The organism is Paeniglutamicibacter sp. NPDC012692 (genome assembly GCF_042901625.1).
GTDB lineage: Bacteria > Actinomycetota > Actinomycetes > Actinomycetales > Micrococcaceae > Paeniglutamicibacter.
On record NZ_JBIBDE010000001.1, the window covers coordinates 1,174,902 to 1,196,357 of the forward strand.

Annotated in this window: 22 protein-coding genes; 12 read left to right on the forward strand and 10 right to left on the reverse strand. The window is 67.4% G+C overall.

The features are described from left to right. Positions 1 to 42: 42 nt before the first annotated feature. Positions 43 to 714: a ferritin-like fold-containing protein gene (locus tag ACFY5D_RS05350; protein WP_387526048.1), complete on the reverse strand. Its 672-nt coding sequence runs from the start codon at positions 712 to 714 to the stop codon at positions 43 to 45. 75 nt (positions 715 to 789) lie between these two features. On the opposite strand from ACFY5D_RS05350, the gene ACFY5D_RS05355 reads away from it, so the two are divergent. The 3 genes from ACFY5D_RS05355 (at position 790) to ACFY5D_RS05365 (ending at position 5,244) form a co-directional block, all read left to right on the forward strand. After that, the gene (locus ACFY5D_RS05355; protein WP_387526052.1) at positions 790 to 2,313 is read left to right on the forward strand and encodes an RNB domain-containing ribonuclease; all 1,524 of its coding nucleotides are present in this window, start codon (positions 790 to 792) and stop codon (positions 2,311 to 2,313) included. Positions 2,314 to 2,654: 341 nt separating this feature from the next. Beyond that, positions 2,655 to 4,298 (forward strand): DEAD/DEAH box helicase, encoded by a 1,644-nt coding sequence (locus ACFY5D_RS05360; RefSeq protein WP_387527577.1) that lies wholly within the window; start codon positions 2,655 to 2,657, stop codon positions 4,296 to 4,298. Between the two features lie 82 nt (positions 4,299 to 4,380). Further along, on the forward strand, positions 4,381 to 5,244 hold the full coding sequence (locus ACFY5D_RS05365; RefSeq protein WP_387527580.1) for a DNA-methyltransferase: 864 nt from the start codon (positions 4,381 to 4,383) through the stop codon (positions 5,242 to 5,244). Positions 5,245 to 5,351: 107 nt separating this feature from the next. Here ACFY5D_RS05365 and ACFY5D_RS05370 read toward each other — a convergent pair whose 3' ends face one another. Beyond that, positions 5,352 to 6,212, reverse strand: a complete 861-nt coding sequence (locus tag ACFY5D_RS05370; RefSeq protein ID WP_387526055.1) for a PHP domain-containing protein — start codon at positions 6,210 to 6,212, stop codon at positions 5,352 to 5,354. A gap of 166 nt (positions 6,213 to 6,378) precedes the next feature. On the opposite strand from ACFY5D_RS05370, the gene ACFY5D_RS05375 reads away from it, so the two are divergent. Beyond that, positions 6,379 to 7,929: an aminopeptidase P family protein gene (locus ACFY5D_RS05375; protein ID WP_387526058.1), complete on the forward strand. Its 1,551-nt coding sequence runs from the start codon at positions 6,379 to 6,381 to the stop codon at positions 7,927 to 7,929. Positions 7,930 to 8,061: 132 nt separating this feature from the next. On the opposite strand, the gene ACFY5D_RS05380 is transcribed toward ACFY5D_RS05375, so the two are convergent. After that, the gene (locus ACFY5D_RS05380; RefSeq protein ID WP_387526061.1) at positions 8,062 to 9,024 is read right to left on the reverse strand and encodes a general stress protein; all 963 of its coding nucleotides are present in this window, start codon (positions 9,022 to 9,024) and stop codon (positions 8,062 to 8,064) included. Between the two features lie 181 nt (positions 9,025 to 9,205). On the opposite strand from ACFY5D_RS05380, the gene ACFY5D_RS05385 reads away from it, so the two are divergent. The 3 genes from ACFY5D_RS05385 to ACFY5D_RS05395 are packed head-to-tail and all read left to right on the forward strand — an operon-like array spanning position 9,206 to position 12,274. Next, positions 9,206 to 10,504, forward strand: coding sequence for a magnesium transporter MgtE N-terminal domain-containing protein (locus tag ACFY5D_RS05385; RefSeq protein WP_387526064.1), 1,299 nt, complete (start codon positions 9,206 to 9,208; stop codon positions 10,502 to 10,504). Beyond that, positions 10,497 to 11,159 (forward strand): DUF1003 domain-containing protein, encoded by a 663-nt coding sequence (locus ACFY5D_RS05390; protein ID WP_387526067.1) that lies wholly within the window; start codon positions 10,497 to 10,499, stop codon positions 11,157 to 11,159. Before ACFY5D_RS05385 ends, ACFY5D_RS05390 begins: the two co-directional genes overlap by 8 nt. Beyond that, positions 11,156 to 12,274 (forward strand): Mrp/NBP35 family ATP-binding protein, encoded by a 1,119-nt coding sequence (locus ACFY5D_RS05395; RefSeq protein ID WP_387526070.1) that lies wholly within the window; start codon positions 11,156 to 11,158, stop codon positions 12,272 to 12,274. Before ACFY5D_RS05390 ends, ACFY5D_RS05395 begins: the two co-directional genes overlap by 4 nt. 125 nt (positions 12,275 to 12,399) lie before the next feature. On the opposite strand, the gene ACFY5D_RS05400 is transcribed toward ACFY5D_RS05395, so the two are convergent. The 3 genes from ACFY5D_RS05400 to sigE are packed head-to-tail and all read right to left on the reverse strand — an operon-like array spanning position 12,400 to position 14,352. After that, positions 12,400 to 12,777 carry a sec-independent translocase gene (locus ACFY5D_RS05400; protein WP_387526073.1) on the reverse strand — a complete coding sequence of 126 codons (378 nt, stop codon included), beginning with the start codon at positions 12,775 to 12,777 and terminating at the stop codon, positions 12,400 to 12,402. 42 nt (positions 12,778 to 12,819) lie between these two features. After that, positions 12,820 to 13,740, reverse strand: a complete 921-nt coding sequence (locus ACFY5D_RS05405) for a zf-HC2 domain-containing protein (protein WP_387526076.1) — start codon at positions 13,738 to 13,740, stop codon at positions 12,820 to 12,822. A 3-nt stretch (positions 13,741 to 13,743) separates the two neighbouring features. Further along, positions 13,744 to 14,352: an RNA polymerase sigma factor SigE gene (gene sigE / locus ACFY5D_RS05410; RefSeq protein WP_387527582.1), complete on the reverse strand. Its 609-nt coding sequence runs from the start codon at positions 14,350 to 14,352 to the stop codon at positions 13,744 to 13,746. Positions 14,353 to 14,600: 248 nt separating this feature from the next. Between sigE and ACFY5D_RS05415 the strand changes: the two genes are divergently transcribed. After that, complete coding sequence (locus ACFY5D_RS05415; protein ID WP_387526079.1) at positions 14,601 to 15,236, forward strand: O-methyltransferase; 636 nt, start codon at positions 14,601 to 14,603, stop codon at positions 15,234 to 15,236. Positions 15,237 to 15,339: 103 nt separating this feature from the next. On the opposite strand, the gene ACFY5D_RS05420 is transcribed toward ACFY5D_RS05415, so the two are convergent. From ACFY5D_RS05420 to ACFY5D_RS05430, 3 genes are all read right to left on the reverse strand, one after another. Continuing rightward, complete coding sequence (locus tag ACFY5D_RS05420) at positions 15,340 to 15,507, reverse strand: DUF3117 domain-containing protein (RefSeq protein ID WP_209997865.1); 168 nt, start codon at positions 15,505 to 15,507, stop codon at positions 15,340 to 15,342. Between the two features lie 110 nt (positions 15,508 to 15,617). Beyond that, the gene (locus tag ACFY5D_RS05425; protein WP_387526082.1) at positions 15,618 to 15,974 is read right to left on the reverse strand and encodes a DivIVA domain-containing protein; all 357 of its coding nucleotides are present in this window, start codon (positions 15,972 to 15,974) and stop codon (positions 15,618 to 15,620) included. 41 nt (positions 15,975 to 16,015) lie between these two features. Further along, on the reverse strand, positions 16,016 to 16,804 hold the full coding sequence (locus ACFY5D_RS05430; protein ID WP_387526085.1) for a TIGR00730 family Rossman fold protein: 789 nt from the start codon (positions 16,802 to 16,804) through the stop codon (positions 16,016 to 16,018). A 122-nt stretch (positions 16,805 to 16,926) separates the two neighbouring features. On the opposite strand from ACFY5D_RS05430, the gene ACFY5D_RS05435 reads away from it, so the two are divergent. The 4 genes from ACFY5D_RS05435 to ACFY5D_RS05450 all read left to right on the forward strand — a co-directional run bounded on the left by ACFY5D_RS05435 (position 16,927) and on the right by ACFY5D_RS05450 (position 20,263). Further along, positions 16,927 to 17,703 (forward strand): amino acid ABC transporter ATP-binding protein, encoded by a 777-nt coding sequence (locus tag ACFY5D_RS05435; RefSeq protein WP_387526088.1) that lies wholly within the window; start codon positions 16,927 to 16,929, stop codon positions 17,701 to 17,703. A 67-nt stretch (positions 17,704 to 17,770) separates the two neighbouring features. Then, the gene (locus tag ACFY5D_RS05440) at positions 17,771 to 18,592 is read left to right on the forward strand and encodes a glutamate ABC transporter substrate-binding protein (protein ID WP_387526092.1); all 822 of its coding nucleotides are present in this window, start codon (positions 17,771 to 17,773) and stop codon (positions 18,590 to 18,592) included. Positions 18,593 to 18,695: 103 nt separating this feature from the next. Then, positions 18,696 to 19,373, forward strand: coding sequence for an amino acid ABC transporter permease (locus ACFY5D_RS05445; protein WP_387526095.1), 678 nt, complete (start codon positions 18,696 to 18,698; stop codon positions 19,371 to 19,373). Beyond that, entirely contained in the window at positions 19,370 to 20,263 is an 894-nt protein-coding gene (locus ACFY5D_RS05450) for an amino acid ABC transporter permease (protein ID WP_387526098.1), read from the forward strand. The genes ACFY5D_RS05445 and ACFY5D_RS05450 overlap by 4 nt, the downstream gene beginning before the upstream one ends. A 130-nt stretch (positions 20,264 to 20,393) precedes the next feature. Here the strand turns inward: ACFY5D_RS05450 and dapE are convergent, their stop codons facing one another. Then, positions 20,394 to 21,443, reverse strand: a complete 1,050-nt coding sequence (dapE, locus tag ACFY5D_RS05455) for a succinyl-diaminopimelate desuccinylase (RefSeq protein WP_387527585.1) — start codon at positions 21,441 to 21,443, stop codon at positions 20,394 to 20,396. Positions 21,444 to 21,456: the final 13 nt, after the last annotated feature.

Sequence of the window (21,456 nt, forward strand, 5' to 3'; positions counted from 1 at the left end):
CCTTTGGCTCTTGAAAGTGGTTCGGTTGCCGGGTGGCGGCGCCTAGGCCGTCATGCCCAGTTTGCTCATGCGGCGGGAGTGGTTTTCGACGAGCCGGGCGAAGAGCGCCGTCATCGTCTGCCCGCGGTCCCCGCGCTCCTCCAGGGAACCCCAGTAGTCGTACTGTTCCCCGATCTCGCGGGCCTGGGTGAGCGCCTCACCAAGCAGCCGGCGTCCCCACAGGGCCAGACGCGAGGCCCGCTCCGGGCGGTCGGAGATGGCCAGCTGCAAGCGGTCCCTCAGCCACACGGTGTTGGCGTCGGAGGTCTTCACGCTTTGGACCACCGAGCGGGACTCCTCGGTGAGCTCGGAGGCGATGTACGAGTAGAAGTCGGCAGCAACGCCGTCGATCACGTACGCCTTGGTCAGCGATTCGTACCAGTCCCCCGGCTTGGTGCGCTCGTGCATCTCGTCGAGCGAAGACATGAACGGTTCCATGACCTCCTGGGCGTCCATTCCGCGCGAGGCGATGATCTCCCGGATGAGCTCGTAGTGCCCGAACTCGGTGACCGCAAGCCTGGCCAGCGTCTCCCGGTCCACGAGGGTCGGCGAGAACCTGGCGTCGGAGGAAAGGTGTTCGAAGGCCGTCAGCTCCTGGTAGGCGATCAGGCCCAGCAGCGCCATCTCGTCCTGGGCGGCGTCCCGCCGGGCGGGGATTGCGGAAGGATTGCTCATGCGTTCAGCCTACTCGGGGTGCCAAACGCGCAACAGTTGGGGCCGCTGCGGCGGCACTGTGGTTATGCTGTCGTTGTGAGCCACAACATCCTCGGGCTAACGCCCGACGCACAAAGTACAGCCCTGGCCCAGGCACTGGTTGCCCTGGAGACCGAATTCGAGCTGCGCACCGTTTTCCCCTCCGCGGTGCTCGAGGAGGCGGCCCGGGCCATCGGCAACTTCGAGTTCCCGCCGACGGACAGGCGCGACATCGAATTCGTGACGATCGACCCCGCGGAATCCACGGACCTGGACCAGGCGGTGCACCTCTCGCGTGCCGCCGACGGCTACCTGGTGCACTATGCGATTGCCGATGTGCCGGGCTTTGTGAGCCTGGGCGGGCAGCTGGACGGCGAGACCAGGCTGCGCGGACAGACCGTTTATCTTCCGCACCGCAGGATCTCGCTCCACCCCGAATCGATCTCCGAGGATGCCGGTTCGCTGCTGCCGGACCAGGACCGCAGCGCCTACCTGTGGTCATTCACCCTCGATGGACGCGGGGTCGTCACCAACACCGCCCTGGAACGCGCCATCGTGCGCAGCCGGGCAAAACTCAGCTACGTCGGCGTGCAGCAGCAGCTCGACGCGGGGACGGCGTCCGAAATGCTGGGGTTGCTGCGCGAGATCGGGCTCAAGCGCATCGAGCTGGAACGCGAGCGCGGCGGCGCCAGCCTGCGCATCCCCGCCCAGGAGGTCGAATGCATCGACGGCACCTACGTGCTGCGGGCCGAAGCGCCGCTGCCGGTCGAGGACTGGAACGCCCAGATCTCCCTGTTGACGGGGATGGAGGCCGCCCGGTTGATGATCGGGGCGAAGGTCGGCATCCTGCGCACCATGCCCGCGCCGCTGCCCAAGGACCTTGAGGTGTTCAGGCTGCAGGCCGCCACGCTGGGCGCCCCATGGAGCACGGACCAGCCCTACGGGGAGTTCCTGCGCTCGCTGGACCTCAATGACGCCGGGCAGCTGGCGCTGATGCACCATGCGGCGAGCCTGTTCCGCGGCGCCACCTACACGGTGCTTGACGGGGAGGTCCCCGCCGACCTGGAGCAGGCGGCCATCGGTGCGCCCTACGCGCACACCACCGCGCCGCTGCGCAGGCTGGTCGACAGGTTCTCCCTGCTGGTGTGCTCGTACGCGACACGCGGGCAGGAGGTTCCCGCGGCGGTCCGCGAGGTCCTGCCCCTGCTCCCGAAGCTGATGGGCTCCTCCAACCAGCTGGTGAACAAGGTCGAGCGCGCCGCGATCGACACCGTCGAGGCGGCGTCGCTCGCCCACCGGGTGGGCGAAAGGTTCACGGCCGTCACGCTGACCGGCACCGTGCCCGCCGCGGGCGCCGCGGCGCCGGGTTCCACCCAGCCGAACGGGACCAACGGATCGAACGGATCGAACGGATCGAACGGCGCCAACGGGCACAAGCAGCGCGGCACCCTGCAGTTGGTTTCCCCCGCCGTCACTGCGCCCTTCGAGGGGTCCGCCCCGGCCGGGCAACAGGTCGAGGTCGAGCTTGTCACCGCGGATTTGGTGACCCGCACGGTGCTCTTCAGGATCGTCGGACCCTAGGTGGACGCCCGATGCACCCGGTGCGGCGCCTTGCGCCGTCCCGGGTGCATCGGGTGAGCCGAATGCCGGGATCGGAACGGGTGCGGGATATGCTTGGGGGGTATACAAGGATGCCCGGTCGCGTATCTTGAACAAGTTTTTTAGCGGGATTACCCAGCGACTCCTGCGCCCACGCAGCCACAAAAGCCTGGCTGCGATGCACAGCCTGCGATCGGCTCCGCTGGAATCACCGCCATGTGGTGGACTCCGACCCCTGGTCTTTTCCGGACTTTTCAAGGGTCGTCGAGCACCCCAAGCACGGTGCCTAAACGAATGAGAACCCTGTCTTGAACACTGAACACCTGCTTACCGCCGACTCCGCGTCGGAAGCCGTCGACATCGAAGAGTCGCTGTCCACCGACGAAAAGCCCCACGAACTGCCGGAGCAGTCCTTCGCCGACTACGGGGTCCGCTCCGACATCGTCGAATCGCTCGCCGCGGCCGGCATCACCCACCCGTTCCCGATCCAGGCCATGACCCTTCCGGTCGCCCTGGGCGGCCACGACATCATCGGCCAGGCCAAGACCGGCACCGGCAAGACCTTCGGCTTCGGCATCCCGGCGCTGCAGCGCGTCATCGGCCCGGACGACGAGGGCTACGACAAGCTCCCGGTCCCCGGTGCCCCGCAGGCACTGATCGTCGCCCCGACCCGCGAACTGGCCGTCCAGGTCGCCGCCGACATGGACAAGGCCTCCAAGTTCCGCAACGCGCGCATCGCCACCATCTACGGCGGCCGCGCCTACGAGCCGCAGATCGAGCAGCTCAACAGCGGCGTCGAGATCGTCGTGGGCACCCCCGGGCGCCTGATCGACCTCTACAAGCAGAAGCACCTGAGCCTGAAGAACGTGCGCATCGTCATCCTCGACGAGGCCGACGAAATGCTTGACCTCGGCTTCCTGCCGGACGTCGAGACCCTGCTGGCGGCCACCCCGGCCGTGCGCCAGACCATGCTCTTCTCCGCCACCATGCCCGGCGCCGTCATCGCGATGGCCCGCCGCTACATGACCAAGCCGACGCACATCCGCGCCGCCGACAACGACGATGACTCCATCACCAAGAAGGACATCCGCCAGGTCATCTACCGCGCCCACCAGCTGGACAAGGACGAGGTCGTCGCCCGCATCCTGCAGGCCGAGGGCCGCGGACGCTGCATCATCTTCACCAAGACCAAGCGCTCGGCGGCCAAGCTGACCGACGAGCTGGTCGATCGCGGATTCGCCGCCGGCGCCATCCACGGCGACCTGGGCCAGGGTGCCCGCGAGCAGGCGCTGCGCGCCTTCCGCAACGGCAAGGTCGACGTGCTCGTCGCCACCGACGTCGCGGCCCGCGGCATCGACGTGGACGACGTCACCCACGTGATCAACCTGCAGTGCCCGGAGGACGAGAAGACCTACCTCCACCGCGTCGGCCGCACCGGCCGCGCCGGCAACAAGGGCACCGCGGTGACCTTCGTCGACTGGGAAGACGTTCCCCGCTGGGGCCTGATCAACAAGGCGCTGGGCCTGGATGTCACCGAGCCGGTGGAAACCTACTCCTCCTCGCCGCACCTGTTCGCCGACCTGCACATCCCCGCCGGCACCAAGGGCCGCCTGCCGCGCAGCGCCCGCAAGCTCGAGGGCCTGGCCGGGGAAAAGCTCGAGGACCTGGGCGAGACCGGCAAGAAGAACAGCCCGCGCGGCGGCGCCCCGCGGCGTGGCGAGCGCGGCGCGGAACGCGGTGAACGCGGCTCCGAGCGCGGCGGCCGCCACGGCCACTCGCACGGCCGTGCGGACCGCCCGGCACGCGAGGGCGAGCGCCACCACCACGAGCCCAAGGCGGCCACGGAGGCCGAGGCACCCGCCGGCGAGGGTGCCGAGCGCACCGAACGCCCGGCACGCACGCGTCCCAACCGCAGCCGCACCCGTCGCCGCAACGGCGAAGTAGTGAACAAGACCGACTCCGAGTAGATCGGTGAGCCGTCTTAACACCCCCGACGGGCCCGTGCAGGCAACCGAACAGGTTGCCGGCGGGCCCGCCGGTCCCTCATCGGTGCAGGCCTGGGACCCGGAGGGGCCCAACCTGATCGTCCACGCGGAGAACGCGACGTTCCTGCCGACGCTGCCCGACGGGTCCTTCACGCTGATCTACGTCGATCCCCCGTTCAACACCGGGCGCACCCAAAAGCGCCAGGTGCTCAAGGCCGTGCGCGCGGCCGAGGGCGAGGGCGACCGCATCGGCTTCCAGGGCCGCAGCTACTCCACGCTGCGCGGGGACCTGCACAGCTACGACGACGCGTTCGACGACTACTGGTCCTTCCTGGAGCCGCGCCTGCGCGAGGCCTGGCGGCTGCTGGCCGACGACGGCACCCTGTACGTGCACCTGGACTACCGCGAGGTGCACTACGCCAAGGTCATGCTCGATGCGATCTTCGGCCGCGAGTCGTTCCTCAACGAGATCATCTGGGCGTACGACTACGGAGCGCGCGCCAAGAGCCGCTGGCCGGCCAAGCACGACAACATCCTTGTCTACGTGAAGAACCCGAAGGCCTACCACTTCGACTCGGCCGAGGTCGACCGCGAGCCGTATATGGCCCCCGGTCTTGTCACGGCGGAAAAGCGCGAGCGCGGCAAGCTGCCCACCGATGTCTGGTGGCACACCATCGTCTCGCCGACCGGCAAGGAAAAGACCGGCTACCCCACGCAGAAGCCGGAGGGCATCCTGCGCCGCATCATCAACGCGAGCTCCCGCGAGGGCGACTGGGTGCTGGACTTCTTCGCCGGCTCGGGCACCACGGGTGCCGTGGCCGCGGCGACGGGCCGCCGTTTTGTCTGCGTGGATGAGAACCCGCAGTCGATCTCGGTGATGAGCGCGCGCATCCCCGGTGCTAGCCTGCTCGAATCCCCGCCGGCCTAGGCCGCCCGGCCCGGCAGGACAGGCCACATGGAAATGTCTCCAACCCATCCCGCAGCAGCGCGATGGGTTGGAGGCATTTTGCGTTGGGTGATCCCCGCTGCGGGAGGCTAAACGACGTCTGGCATCCCGACGGCGCTGCTGCCGGTACCGGCGGCCAGGATGCGCCGCAGCATCTCCGGTGCGGTGGTGTTCTCCCCCAGCACGTTCGGCTTTCCCCTGCCGTGGTAGTCCGAGGAACCCGTGACAATCAGGTCGTGCCGTTCGGCGAGCGCCCGAAGGTACTTGCGGCCCTCCTCGGGATTGTCCCGGTGGTCGATCTCCAGGCCGAGCAGCCCCGCCTCGATCATCTCCTCGAAGGTTTCGTCCCCGACGATGCGACCGCGCTCGGAGGCCACGGGGTGGGCGAAGACCGGCACGCCGCCGGCCTCGCGCACCAGTCGCACCGCGGTCACCGGGTCCATGGCGTAGTGGCCCACGTAGTACCGGGAGCGCGCGGTGAGCACCTGGGCGAACGCCTCCGTGCGGGTGCGCACCACCCCCGCTGTGACCAGCGCGTCGGCGATGTGCGGGCGGCCGATCGTGGCTCCGGGCACCGAGTGCTTGGAGACCAGCTCCCAGTCCACCGGGTAGTCCTCGGCGAGCAGTTCGACCATGCGGCGTGCGCGAGTGATGCGCGCATCGCGGGCCTTCTCGATCTCCTCGAGCAGCCCGAGGTGCGCCGGGTCGTGCAGGTAGCTGAGCAGGTGCACGCTGATGCCGCGGTCGGTCTTGCAGGAGATCTCCATGCCCGGGACCAGCCCGATGCCGATTTCCAGGGCCCGTGCGGAAGCGTCCGCCCAGCCGGAGGTCTGGTCGTGGTCGGTCAACGCCACCACATCGAGCCCCGCGGCGGCGGCCGCGCTGACCAGGTCGGCGGGAGACTCGGTCCCGTCGGAAATGTGTGAGTGTGTGTGAAGATCGATCCGCATAGCACCCAGCGTAGTCCTTGCCCGCGCATCGGTGTGGTTTGGGCCCGGCGCTTCCTCCGCCGACGAACACCACAGGCCACGGCGGCGGGCGATCTTTCGCACACCCGGCTCCGCCCAGCGCATAGCGCCTTGGCACAAGTCGCCGCGCTTTGAGACGATTGGAACCATGAGCACTGATGCAACCACCACCACCGGCAGCGACCAGCCCCTCGAGGAGCGCGTGAACAACCGTTCGCAGCGCCCGTCCTCCGAGGCCTTCAAGACCTTCATGGCGTCCTCCTGGGCCCCAGACACCTCCGAGCTTCCCGGCGCCGACGAGGTTGCCCCGTACGCGGCCGCCCGCCGCGCCGCGGTCTCCGCGCGGTTCCCCGGCGAACGCCTGGTCATTCCCGCGGGCCCGCTGAAGGTCCGCTCGAACGACACCGACTACCGCTTCCGCCCGCACTCGGGCTTCGCCCACCTGACCGGCCTGGGCCTTGACCACGAACCCGACGCGGTCCTGGTCATGGAGCCGACCGACCAGGGCGCCGGCGACAACGCCTCCAACCACAACGCCACGCTCTACTTCTCCCCTATGGCCGGACGCGACACCGAGGAGTTCTACTCCAACGCCCGCACCGGCGAATTCTGGATCGGCCCCCGCCCCACCCTGGGCCTGCTGCAGGCACGCCTGGGCCTGCCCACCGCCGACCTGACGCAGCTCGAGGTTGCGATCACCAAGAACGCCGGCGTCGTCGAGCTCGGCGGCATGCGCATCCGCCTGCTGCGCGACGTCGACATGAACTGCGACGCGCTGGTCGACACCTCCCGCATCAACACCGGCGTGGACCTGGAGGTCTCCGACTCGCTGGACGGCGAGCTCACCGAGGCCCTTTCCGAGATCCGCCTGGTGAAGGACGCCTGGGAAATCGGCGAGATGAAGAAGTCAGTGGCGGCGACCATCAACGGCTTCCACGACGTGGTCCGCTCCCTGGAACGCGCCGTCACCCACCCGCGCGGCGAGCGCGTCGTCGAGGGCGCCTTCTTCGCCCGCGCCCGCGAGGAGGGCAACGACCTGGGTTACGACACCATCGCGGCTTCCGGCAACAACGCCACGGTCCTGCACTGGATCAACAACAACGGCACCGTCAACGACGGCGAGCTGCTGCTGCTCGATGCCGGCGTAGAGGCCGAGTCGCTCTACACCGCCGACGTCACCCGCACCCTGCCGGTCAACGGCACCTACACCGACGTGCAGCGCAAGATCTACCAGGCGGTGCTCGATGCGGCCGACGCCGCGTTCGCCGTGGCCAAGCCCGGCACCAAGTTCCGCGACCTGCACGGCGCTGCCATCAAGGTGCTCGCCGAGAACCTCGACGCCTGGGGCCTGCTGCCCGTGTCCCTGGAGGAGGCGCTGTCGCCGGAGGGCCAGCAGCACCGCCGCTGGATGCCGCACGGCACCAGCCACCACCTGGGCCTCGACGTGCACGACTGCGCGCAGGCCAAGGCCGAGCTGTACCTGGACGGCGTGCTGGAGGAGGGCATGGTCTTCACCATCGAGCCCGGCCTGTACTTCAAGAACGAGGACCTCGCCGTGCCGGAGGAATACCGCGGCATCGGCGTGCGCATCGAGGACGACGTGTTGATCACGGCCGATGGCTGCGTGAACCTCTCGGCCGCGCTGCCGCGCACCCCGGAGGCCGTCGAGGCCTGGATGGCGGAGATCCGCAACAGCTAGCCGCCCGTGCCGGTGCCGCTCCCGATGTCGGGCGCCGCACCGGCGCACACGGCACAAAAACGGCCCGGGTCCTTCCCTGCATCTCCTTGGAGAGCGGGAAAGACCCGGGCCGTCTGCGGTTAAGCGGCCGGGCTAGTGGCGCGGTCCGTCTTCTCGGTTGGTTTCACCGTCTGCATCGTTGTCGGTGGACGGGGCCTTCGCATCCTCAACGGCGGTTTCGGTCGCTGCGGCCTGCCCCTCGGCGGGTGCCGCGGCATCGGCCGCGCGGGCTTCGGGGGCAGGTGTCCGAGGGACGGTTGCCTCCGGGGTCACGGACTCCGGAGCGACGTGCGGCTGGGCGGCGACCGCTGCGGAAGCGGCTACGGGAGCCTCCGGTGCCTGGGTTGCGGGGGCCACCGGGGCGGCGGTGGCAACTGGCTGGACCCGGATGCCGAACTGCGGGCGGCCGTCGGGAAGGTCGGAGTAGCTGCCAGACGGGACCGGGGCGGCCGGCGCGGCAGGGGCCTGCCCGGCGCCAGGCACGGCCGGGGCCTGTGGCTGGGCCGGGGCGGGCGGCTGCACCGGGACCGCGTGGATGCCGACCCCGGCGTCGGCGGCGCCGCGGCTCATCGGCAGCTTGGACGCCAGCGCACGGGCGGCGTGGGCGTGCGAGAAGTCGACGACCACGTCGTAGCTGGTGGCCAGCACCTGGGACTGGGAGGCGAAGTCGCGCTTGCCGCGGCGGAAGGAATAGCCCACCACGGCCACGATCAGCCAGATCGCGATGCCCAGGCCCACCGAGGACAGGATCTGCGCCCACGCGTCGCTGGCCGGGTTGAAGATCGACAGGATCAGGCCCACGAACACGCCGAACATGGCGCCCTGCGCCGCACCGGCGGCCGCGACCTTCGGGTAGCTGAGCTTGGCCGTGACGCGCTCGACGCTCTTGAGGTCGTTGCCCACGATCGTGATGTTGCTGACCGGGAAGTCGTTGTCGGCCAGGTAGTCGACGATCTTCTGCGCGTCGAGGTAGGAGTCGTAACGCCCCAGGAGTTCGCCGCGCGGCAAACCGAGCGAGTTCGAGTGGGTCTGGGAAGCACCAAGTGGGGATGACATGCTTCCATTGTGCACGCTCGCGGCCACCCTCCGCCCGCTTGATCGCTCAAGGTGAAAGACAAATGTCGCCCGAAGGCGGCGGCGCGGCCCCTGCGGCACGCCGCACGGCGGGTGACGCCCGGCGTCCGCGCGGACGGCACCGTATGTGCTCCCCGCTTCACGAGGCAGTAGCCTAGAGAGCGTGAGCAGCAATTCTACGAAGGTCTTCATTGCACGGTTGTTGGGCCTGGACGTGTTCGACCCCCTGGGCGACCGCCTGGGCCGGTTGCGCGACGTCGTTGTCATTTCGCGCTCACTCACCAAACCCGCCCAATGCGTCGGCGTGGTGGTCGAGGTCCCCGGCAAGCGCCGCGTCTTCGTCCCGATGACCCGCATCCAGGCCATGGAGTCCGGCCAGATCATCTGCTCCGGCCTGGTGAACATGCGCCGCTTCCAGCAGCGCGGCGCCGAGATCCTCGTGGCGGCCGAGCTTTTCGACCGCCGCGTGGTGTTCGCCGACGGCAGCGGCCACGCCGTCGTGGAGGACATCGGGCTCAGCCAGGAACGCGGCGGGGACTGGATCATCTCCGACTACTTCGTGCGCCGCGGCGAGCACCTCGGCGGGTTGCTGGGCCTGCGCCGCACGCGCGGGGAACGCCTGCTGGTGCCCTGGGACGCCATCGTCCACACCGCGCTGCACGAACCGCAGGCCGCAAGCACCTACGTTGCCGCGCACGACGAGATGAAGCCCGCCGACTTCGCCGACGCCCTGCACGAGATGAACGACAAGCGCCGCGTCGAGGTGGCCTCCGAGCTGCAGGACGACCGCCTGGCGGACGTGCTGCAGGAAATGCCCGACGACGAACAGGTGCAGATCCTCTCCGCCCTCGGCATGGAACGCGCGGCCGACGTGCTTGAGGAGATGGACCCCGACGACGCTGCCGACCTGCTCTCCGAACTCAGCGAGGACACCAAGCATGCGCTGCTGGAGCTCATGGAACCCGAGGAGGCGCGCGACGTCCGCCGCCTGCTCGAGTACGCCGAGGGCACCGCCGGCTCCATGATGACCCCGGTCCCGGTGATCCTCTCCCCGGAGGCGACGGTCGCGGAGGCGCTGGCCTCGGTGCGCCGCGAGGAGCTGAGCCCCGCGCTGGCCTCCACGGTCTACGTGACGCGCCCGCCGCTGGAGACCCCCACCGGGCGTTACCTGGGCGCCGTGCACATCCAGGCGCTGCTGCGCACCCCGCCGCCGGAGTCCCTCGGCAACATCCTGGACACCCACCTGGCGCCGATCTCCGACATGGCCGACGTGCCCGAGGTCGCCCGCACGCTTGCCACCTACAACCTCACCTCGCTCGGCGTCGTGAACGACGCCGGCCGCCTGGTCGGCGCGGTCACCGTCGATGACGTGCTGGACCACCTGCTGCCCGAGGACTGGCGCACCCACGACGACCACACCGCCAAGAACCCACCGGCGAAGAACGGAGACACCCATGGCTGAGAAACGCCAGTCAGGCAGCGGGCTGGACACCCCGATGAGTGCCCGCGACCGCTTCTTCCCGCGCTTCTCCCCCGACCCGGACGCCTTCGGTTCCAGCACCGAGAAGTTCGCGCGCTTCATGGGCACCCCGCAGTTCCTGGTCTACATGAGCATCTTCTGCATCTTCTGGCTGATCTGGAACACCTGGGCGCCCGAGACGTGGCGCTTCGACTCCGCCGCGCTGGGCTTCACCGCGCTGACCCTGATGCTGTCGCTGCAGGCCTCCTATGCGGCCCCGCTGCTGCTGCTGGCCCAGAACCGCCAGGACGACCGCGACAAGGTCGCCCTGTCCGATGACCGCGGGCGGGCCGAACGCAACCTCGCCGACACCGAGTACCTCACCCGCGAGCTCGCCGCGCTGCGCATCGCCCTGCGCGATGTCGCCACCCGCGACTACGTGCGCTCCGAGCTGCGCTCGGCGCTCGAAGAACTGCTGGAAACCGCCGACGGCGAGGAGCTGAGGCTGCGCGCCAAGAACCCCAAGCGCCGCGACCGCACCTCCACCAACACCGGGCTCATCCCCCAGGTGGCCAAGGCGCCCAAGCGGGCGGACAGACCGGACAAGCATCACGACAAGCAGCTGGAAAAACAAGCAGAGAAGAACGCACCCTCATGAGCATCGAGCCACGGCTCCTTGAAGCACTCTCCGCGGTCCATGATCCGGAACTGCGCCGCCCCATCACCGAACTGGGCATGGTCGAATCCGCCGTCCTCGACAACGGCACGGCACGGGTCACCATCCTGCTCACCATCGCGGGCTGCCCGCTGCGCTCCACCATCGAAAACGACGCCACGGCCGCACTGGCCACCCTGCCGGAGGTCGGCTCCGTGGAGCTGGCCCTGGGCGTGATGAGCCCCGAGCAGCGTGCGACGCTCCGCGAGTCGCTCAAGGGCCGCGCAGTGCCCTTCGGCGACCCGGCCTCGCTGACCCGAGTCATCGGCATCGCCAGCGGCAAGGGCGGGGTCGGCAAGTCCTCGCTGACCGCCAACCTCGCCTGCGCCATGGCCGCCGACGGGCTGCGCGTGGGCCTCATCGACGCCGACGTGCACGGCTTCTCCATCCCCGGCCTGCTCGGCATCCCGAACGCCAAGCCCACCCGCGTGGATGAGATGATCCTGCCGCCGGTCGCCCACGGCGTGAAGGTCATTTCCATCGGCATGTTTGTAGACGACAACAAGCCCGTGATCTGGCGCGGGCCGATGCTGCACCGCGCCCTGGAGCAGTTCCTCACCGACGTGCACTTCGGGGACCTCGACGTGCTGCTGTTGGACCTGCCCCCGGGCACCGGGGACATCGCCATCTCCGTCTCCCAGCTGCTTCCCGGCTCCGAGCTGGCGGTCGTCACGACCCCGCAGGCCGCGGCCGCCCAGGTCGCCGAGCGCGCCGGGGCCATCGCCGTGCAGACGGGCCAGAAGGTCGTCGGTGTCATCGAGAACATGAGCTGGCTGCAGATGCCCGACGGCTCCACCATGGAGATCTTCGGCGCCGGCGGCGGCCGGGAGCTCAGCGATCGCCTCTCGGCAACCCTCGGCGCGGAGGTCCCGCTGCTGGGGCAGATCCCGCTGGACCCGCTGCTGCGCGCGGGTGGCGATGCGGGGCTGCCGCTGGTGCTCTCGCACCCCGGGTCCCCCGCGGCTGCGGAGATCACCGCGATCGCCCGCTCACTCTCGCACCGCCCGCGCGGGCTGGCCGGCATGAAGCTCTCGGTCACCCCCGGCCAAGCCCGATAGGTTCGTTAGGCCCGGCCGGTCCGGCCCCGGAAGCCGAAAAGGTGGAGGCCGCAATCCCCGTTCGGGAATTGCGACCTCCACCTTTTTGCCAAATCCTGTCCTGCGCCGGGCCCGTTGCCTGCCCGCTACGTGGCTTCCACGTCGAACGGCGCCGGTTCGTTCGGTGCCAGGCGTGTTACCTGAGCCGTAGCGACGGGACGCTGCTGGACGGCAGCGGGCTCCTTGACGGCACTGACCACGTCGTCGAGGTCGTCAAGCAGCGCTTCCTTGATGATCCTCCGCGGGTCGTACTGCCGCGGATCAAGCTTTTTCCAGTCCATGTCGACGATGTCGTCGCCGACCTCTTCGCGCAATTGTTCCTTCGCGCCGGTAGCCATGCGGCGCAATTCCTTGACCAGTCGCGCCAGTTGGGCCGCGTATTCCGGGAGTTTTTCGGGTCCCAAAATAACCACGGCCAGTATGGCCAACACCAGCAACTCACTACCGTTGATTCCCAGAAACACCCTAGTAGACTACCTGCTTTCCCAGCATCATTTGGCCACTGCCTAGTCGAAGTCCAAAACCATGAGTCTGGACAGCCCGCGCATCAGGCGTTCACCCAACTCTTCGGGACTGTCATCAAGTCCGGAAGACCGCGTGTGTTCACCGACGACCAGGCGCTGCAGCAGCCGTTCAACGTCCTTCTTCGCAAGGTTTGACGTGATCGCGTAATCCACGCCGTCCATGCTCAGGGTGGCTTTGCCCTTTCCGAAACTGACGGAAGCCGCCGCCTTGGCGCCAAGCCTTCGCCCCAGCTCCGTCAAGGGTCCCTCGGTGGACTCGGCGGCCAACTGCTTGGCCGCCACCTGCTGCGGGGCCGCCAGGCTGCCTGTCGCCAGCGGTCCGCCCGCGAGCTTCCGCACCTCGGTCACGCTGAGTTCGTGCTTGCCGTTCTTCATCACGATGTGGACCGCGGCGTTGCCGTCCGACCGGGTGCCGGTGGCAGAGGCCAGATGGTAACCCGCCGACTCGACAACGGGGCAGGTCCAGCCCGCCTCACGCAATTCATCAAGTTCGTCTTCGTCGAGGCGCGTGGCCGTTGCGCTCCAGGAACCGGTGGGATCGTGTTGTCCCGCGGAGGCGACGCCCGGGGCCCCCAACGACCAGGAGAGGCTCATCAAGGCTCCGACCATCGCCAGGATGCCCAAAAGCGCCACGGCAGGAACCCAAGGGCGGAAACGCGAGGTGCGGTGCTGCGCACCGGAGTCCCAGCCCGCGCCGGAGCTACTCAGCAGGGTTTGCGCCGTGAGCGGCAGCCGCGGGATCTCGGATTGGTTGGTCCACTGCGGCGCGGTCCTCGGCGTGGCTGACTGGAGCGCTTCCCAGCACCTCAGGCATCGATGCACATGTCTTTCGATGCTGCGGCGCTTCTTCGCTTCCAGTTCGCCGGCGAGGTACGCACGGATCCATTCTTGTTGTGAATGCATGCCTTAGCGGACTCCCGGGATCGGCCGCCGGATCTTGGGCAACCCCACGGTTGCCGATGGTCGGACAGCGGGATTTCGGTGGGCAAGCTTTTCGCGAAGCATCGCCCGTCCGCGGTGGATGCGCGATCGAACCGTGCCGAGCTTGACGTCCAGCGCCTCGGAAACCTCCTCGTAGGAGAGCCCCTCAAGGTCGCACAGGACGATGGCCGCACGGAATTCCGGGGACAGGCCGTCGAGCGCGGCCTGCACGTCGACGTCCAGGTTGTTGTACTCGAAGCTGCGCTCCGGGCCGGGGGCCGTGCCGGGCAGCTTCGCCTCGGCTTCCTCGCCCAGTCCGTCGAAGCGGATGCGGGACTTGCGGCGCGCCTGGTCCAGGAACAGATTGGTGGTGATGCGGTGCAGCCATCCGCCGATGGTTCCCGGGGTGAATGTATGCAGCGAGCGGAAGACCCTCACGAACGTTTCCTGTGCCAGGTCTTCGGCATCCGGCCGGTTGCCGGTCAAGCGGTAAGCCAGTCGGTAAACCCGCGGGGAATGGTCCCTCACGATCTCATCCCACGTGGGAACCACGGACGCACCGAGCTCGTCGGTGGAGCTCTGGTCGATGGCCAAGGTCGGATTTGGTGCGTTCACGGTTTCAATTCTGGCCCAGCCTCCTGAGCGAATCCTGTACGCAACCTGTGCTACTCCTACAATTCCAATTCAGCCCCTGAAATGGACACACGGGGATAAGATGGTGGACGTATCGGCCCCCCCGCCCGGAGGCAGGCCACGACCGGGCCCCGCGAAGCGGCCGGGCGCGCTCGGGCCGGGACGATGCCCGCCAACCCTCGATTCTTGAAAAGGACCCCACCACACTCATGAACCTGGATGTCTACAGCAGCTGGTCGTACGCCGAGGCCCAAGCAACGGAGGATCAGGTCATCGAGCGGGCCCGCGAACGCGGACGCGAGCTCGGGGTCGAGTCCGTGGGCCCCGCCACGGCCGGCCTGCTGACGGTGCTGGCTGCCACCTCCAACGCGCGCAACGTGGTGGAGATCGGTTCGGGCGTGGGCGTCTCGGGAACCAGCCTGCTCCGCGGCCTTGGCGCGCACGCGGCGCTGACCACGATCGACATCGACGTCGACCACCTGGCAGCGGCGCGCGAGGCATTCCACGAGTCGGGGTTCGACTCCTCCCGCTTCCGCGCCATCGCCGGCCGGGCCGAGGCCGTGCTGCCGCGCCTGACCGACTCCGCCTACGACATGGTGTTCATCGATGCCGACAAGGCCCACCTGTCCGAGTACGCCACCCAGGCGATCCGCCTGGTCAAGGTCGGCGGGATGATCCTGCTGCACGACGCCTTCGACCACCACCGCGTGGCCAAGCCGGCAATCCGCCAACCCAGCACCGTCGCCACCCGCAACACCATCCGGCTGCTGCGCAGCGACGAGCGATTCACCACCACGCTGATCCCCACCGGCCTGGGGCTGTTGGTCGCCGCGCGAACCATGTAGCGCGGCGCTCGGCGGCGTCCCGGATCCGGGCCGGTCGGCACACATGAAAACGGGAGCCGACCCGTGCGGATCGACCCCCGTTTTCACAATTCCAAACCGAAGATTACTCGGTGACACCCACGAGGCAGTCACGCAAGGCAGCGGCTTCGTCGGCGTTGAGTTCAACAACCAGACGCCCGCCGCCGTCGATCGGTACGCGCATGATCAGGCTACGGCCTTCCTTGGTGACCTCCATCGGACCATCCCCGGTACGTGGTTTCATCGCAGCCATTAGCGCTGTCCCTTTCCTATGAGGCGGAGGGGGTTGGCCCCTGCGCCCGGTCGTGAGTTACTTGGCGAATTCAACTATTCCGTGAATCGCTTTCAACTTGCTAACTTCTATTATTCCGAATAATCGCCCGTGTTGCTAATCACACGCTCTTTACCGCGTTGCGCGATGACCTGATGCAACCTGTCGATCTCGGCCGAGAGCGCATCCAGGACCTCGTCGACCTGGTCGCACCGGTACCCCCGCAGAGCCAGCGAGAAACCCACCGCCTCGATGTCCGCCGGCTTGGGTTCCAGGGGCAACAGCACCGGGGGAAGCGAGGCCACTGGCTCCACGAGCCCCTGGATCGGAACCCGAGTCGGCTCGTAGCGCGCCCCGTCGCCATGCAGGCGGGCCTGCCGGGTTCCCACGCCCATCAACACGGCCGCGCCCAGCACCAGGATCGCCAGGACCAACAAAACGTAAACCAATACCTACTCCTCCTGAAACCAGTAAAACCCGCCGGACACCGTCAGTCGGCCGCGGTAAACCCGTTGGCGTGGGCGGACTCGACGACGATGCGCACGGCTTCGTCGACATCGTCGGTCAACTTGATCAGGTCCAGGTCGGCGACGGAGATCGCGCCCTCCTCGGCAACCGTGTTGCGCAACCACTCCAGTAGCGGTCCCCAGTAGTCGGTTCCCACCAAGACGATCGGGAACCCGGTGACCTTCTCGGTCTGCACCAGCGTCACGGCCTCGAACAGCTCGTCTAGGGTTCCGTACCCGCCCGGCAGCACGATGAATCCCTGCGAATACTTCACGAACATGGTCTTGCGGGCGAAGAAGTATCGGAAGTTGATGCCGACATCGACCCACTCGTTCAGCCCGGTCTCGAACGGAAGCTCGATGCCCAGCCCGATCGACACGCCGCCACCTTCACAGGCGCCCTTGTTTGCCGCCTCCATGGCGCCGGGGCCGCCGCCGGTGATCACGGCGACGCCGGCCTTGGCGATCAGCGAACCGATCTTCTCCGCCTGCGCATAACGGGTCGAATCGCGAGGAGTACGCGCCGACCCGAAGACACTGATCGCCGGGCCGATGCCCGCAAGCGCCCCGAACCCCTCCACGAATTCACTCTGGATCCGCAGCACCCGCCACGGGTCGGTGTGGGTGAAGTCTTGGTTTTCCCGGGTATCCAGAAGATAGCGGTCCGACTGCGGAATGTTGGCCTGCGCCCGGCGCAAAACCACGGAGCCCTTGCGGCGCGCCGGGTCGGGCAGTGATGCGAAATTCTTGGCTTGAGAGTTCTGGCGTGGCATGTCACCCACTGTATCGGCAATCGCCACGTTCACCCGTCACCCGGTAATCAATTTAGGAAACGATTCGGCAAAGGTGCGCGCAAGCTCGTGGTGATACAGCACACATCGGCTATTGTCGTCACATGAGCACTGATTCCCCTGAGAGTAGCGCCGGGTCGGCCCTGATTCCGATCGTCAAGTTGTCAGATGTCAATAAGCACTACGGTCAACTGCATGTTTTGCAGAACATCAACCTCGAAGTCTCCAAGGGTGAGGTTGTCGTTGTCCTGGGGCCCTCTGGCTCCGGCAAGTCGACCCTGTGCCGCGCCATCAACCGCCTGGAAACCATCGATACGGGCAGCATCGAAATCGACGGGCAGGTCCTGCCCGAAGAGGGAAAGCTGCTTGCCAAGCTCCGCGCCGATGTCGGCATGGTCTTCCAGTCGTTCAACCTCTTCGCGCACAAGTCCATTTTGGAGAACGTGACCCTTGGCCCGATCAAGGTCAAGAACATGAAGAAGCCCGAGGCCGAAAAGCTGGCGATTTCCCTGCTCGAACGTGTGGGCGTTGCCAACCAGAAGGACAAGTTGCCGGCGCAGCTTTCCGGCGGCCAGCAGCAGCGCGTCGCAATCGCGCGGGCTCTGGCCATGCGCCCGAAGGTCATGCTCTTTGACGAGCCGACCTCCGCGCTTGACCCGGAAATGATCAACGAGGTCCTGGACACCATGGTCGGTCTGGCCAAGGAGGGAATGACGATGATCGTTATCACCCACGAGATGGGCTTCGCCCGCAAGGCAGCCGACCGGGTCATCTTCATGGCCGACGGGCAGATCGTCGAGCAGGCGACCCCGGAGCAGTTCTTCACCAACCCACAGAGCACACGCGCCAAGGACTTCCTGGGCAAGCTCATCACCCACTAGCAAGATCCGCACCTTTTGACGTAAGCCGGACGGGAAATCGCTCCTGTCCAGAAACCAAGGAGAACCAATGCGCAAGACTCGCATCGCAGCAGTAGCCGCAATGGCCGCCGCGGCAGCCCTGACCCTCAGCGCCTGCGGCGGAGGCGGCGGAGGCTCCGCCAGTGACAAGATCAAGATCGGCATCAAGTTCGACCAGCCGGGCGTCGGCTACAAGGACGGCAACACGTACAAGGGCTTCGACGTCGACGTCGCGAAATACGTTGCCAACGAGCTGGGCTACCCGGCGGACAAGATCGAGTTCATCTCGACCCCGTCGGCAAACCGCGAAACAGCACTGCAGAACAAGCAGGTCGACATGATCTTCGCCTCGTACTCCATCACCGACAAACGCAAGGAATCCGTCGCGTTCGCCGGGCCGTACCTGGTCGCCGGCCAGGACCTCCTGGTTCCGGTTGGATCGACGATCACCGGCCCGGATGACCTCGACGGCAAGACCCTTTGCTCGGTGACAGGTTCGACCTCGGCCCAGAAGGTCAAGGACATGATCCCGGGCGTCAGGCTGCAGGAGCAGTCGGGCTACGCCGAATGCCTCGGCGGCATGTCCGGCGGCACCATCGACGCCGTCACCACCGATGACATCATCCTGGCAGGCCTCGCCGCGCAGCCGGCCAACGCGGGCAAGTTCAAGGTCGTCGGCAAGCCGTTCAGCGAGGAAAAGTACGGAGTGGGCCTGAACAGAGAATCCACCAAGTGCGCCGACATCAACAAGGCGATCGAAAAGATGATCTCCTCCGGCGAATGGGAGAAGGCCATCAAGGCCAACACCGAGGGCACCGGCTACGTCCCGAACCCGGCCCTGAACCCGCCGAAGATGGATCCCTGCGCCTAACCCAAGCGTCATTTCCCTAAGGTGTGTGCCCCTGTCAGGTTGATCGGGGCACACACTGCTCTACCGATTCGGTCCCCGGGACCGCTGAAATCGAGGCAGAAATATGGAGAACTATCTCTCCCTGTTCACTGAATACAACATCCCCGCCGCGTTCTGGGTCAACATCCAGCTGACCTTCTGGGCTGCCATCGGCGCCCTGGCGCTGGGCACCGTCCTGGCGATGATGCGCATCTCCCCGGTACGCAGCTTCTCGGCCTTCGGCACCGCGTACGTGAACATCATCCGCAACACCCCGCTGACGATCATCCTGCTCTTCGGCGTGCTGGCCCTGTACAACCAGCTGGGGTTCACCCTCTCGGACGACTTCAACCAGAACTTCTTCAACCTCGCGGTGATGGGCCTGGCGATCTACCACGCGGCATTCGTCTGCGAGGCGATCCGCTCGGGTGTCAACACCGTGCCCGTCGGGCAGGCCGAGGCCGCCCGCGCCATCGGACTGAGCTTCCTGCCGGCAGCCCGCGAGGTCATCCTGCCCCAGGCATTCCGCGGCGCCGTGGTCCCGCTGGGCAACGTGCTCATCGCGCTGATCAAGAACTCGACGGTCGCCGCCGTGAGCTCCGTGGCGATCGAGGCGTCCTCGGTCATGAAAACGATGCTCGAATTCGAGTCGAACCTGATCGTCCCGATCTTCGCGACCTTCGCCATCGGCTTTGTCATTATCATCATCCCGGTTGGTTTGCTCACCACCTGGCTCTCCAAGAAACTGGCGGTGGCCCGATGAGCGCATCAGTCCTTTTTGACACACCCGGCCCCAAGGCCAAGCAGCGCATCCTGGTCATCAACATCGTCGGCGTCCTGCTCATCGCGGGCCTGCTGTACATGGTGATTTCGGGACTTGCCGCCAAGGGGCAGATGGAGGGCTCCCTGTGGGCCTCGCTGTTCACCTCGAACGCTTGGGTGAACTTCCTGCTCCCCGGCCTCGCCAACACGCTCAAGGCCGCGGGCCTGGGCATCGTGCTCTCGGTGACCTTCGGCCTCGCCTTCGGCATGGGCCTGCTCGCCGAGATCAAGGCCCTGCGCTGGTTCTCCACCATCGTCGTGGAATTCTTCCGGTCCGTCCCGGTCCTGCTGATGATCGTGTTCTTCAACATCCTGCTGGCCCGCACCGGAGTCGTCAACGGGACCGACGCGCCCTTCTGGGCGGTTGTCATCTCGCTGATGCTCTACAACGGTTCGGTGGTAGCCGAGCTGGTTCGATCCGGTGTGCGGAACCTGCCCAAGGGGCAGCGCGAGGCCGGCATCGCGATCGGCCTGACAACCAACCAGTCGCTGCGCCTGATCGAAATCCCGCAGGCCCTCGTGGCCATGCTTCCGGCCCTGATCGGCCAGTTCGTGGTCATCCTGAAGGACTCGGCGCTTGGCTACATCGTCGGCTTCACCGAGTTGCTGTTCTACTCGCGGACCTTCGCCGCAGCCAACGGCAACATGCTGCAGGCGCTGCTGCTGGCCGCGGCGATCTTCATCGTCATCAACTTCGGACTGGGCAAGCTGGCGGAGATCGTCTCCCGCCGCCTGAGCAGCCGGATGCCGAACGCAGGAGGCGCCAACCCGGCGACCGATATCGAGGCGCCCATTGCACCGACGGTGGCTCCGATGGATCCGGCCAAGTAACGGGCAACAAGCAGCCAGAAAGCTACCAGACCCGGCCGCAAGCCAAAAGGCGATGCCGCCGGATTTCCCCCGCAAGGTGGAGATCCGGCGGCATCGCCCGTTTGCCCCCCTTGGCCGGTGGCGGCGTGGGTTACTTCCCGCCGAGCCAGGCGCGCAACGTGGCCAGGCATTCTCGGATGGCGTCGGCCGTCACGTGCTCGTCGTCCGAGTGCGCCAGCAGGGCGTCGCCGGGGCCGAAGTTCACGGCTGGAATGCCGAGCTCGGAGAATCGCGCGACGTCGGTCCAGCCGTACTTGGGCTTCGGCGTCTGCCCGACCGTTGCGACGAACGATGCCGCCGCCGGGTGGTTCAGGCCCGGGCGGGCACCGGGTGCGCCGTCGGTGCGGACGATTTCGAAGCCCTCGAACAGCTCGAAGACGTGCGCCTCGGCCTGGGCCACGTTCTTGTCCGGGGCGAATCGGTAGTTGACCTCGACCTCGCAGAAGTCCGGGATCACGTTGCCGGCGATGCCGCCGGCGATGCGCACGGCGTTCAGCGACTCGCGGTAGTCCAGTCCGTCGACGTCCACCGTGCGCGGTTCGTAGTCGGCGAGGACCTGCAGGATGGGGGCCGCGGCGTGGATCGCGTTCTCGCCCATCCAGGCGCGGGCCGAGTGTGCGGCGACACCGCGCGTGCGCACCCGGTACCGGGTGGTGCCGTTGCAGCCGCCCTCGACGGTGCCGTTGGTCGGTTCGAGCAGGATCGCGAAGTCGCCGCCCAGCAGTTCGGGGCAGTTGCGGAAGAGCCGGCCCAGCCCGGACTTGGAGCCCTCGACCTCTTCGTGGTCGTAGAAGATGAATGTTACGTCGCGCGCGGCGTCGACCAGCGAGGCGGCAAGCGCGAGCTGCACGGCGACCCCGCCCTTCATGTCGGTGGCGCCGCGGCCGTAGAGGGTCTCGCCCTCCCAGCTCACCGGAACCGTGCCACGGGCGCCGGGGGTCGTCGGCAGCGGCACCGTGTCGAGGTGGCCGGCCAGGATCACGCGCTCCGCCCGGCCCCACGTGGTGCGGGCAACGATCGCGTCGCCGTCGCGGTGCACCTGGAGGTGCGCGCATTTCGCGAGGGCGTTTTCGACGGCGTCCGCCAACGCCTTCTCGTTGCCGGAGACCGATTCGATGTCCATCAGCTGCGCGGTGAGCATTGCGACGTCCTGG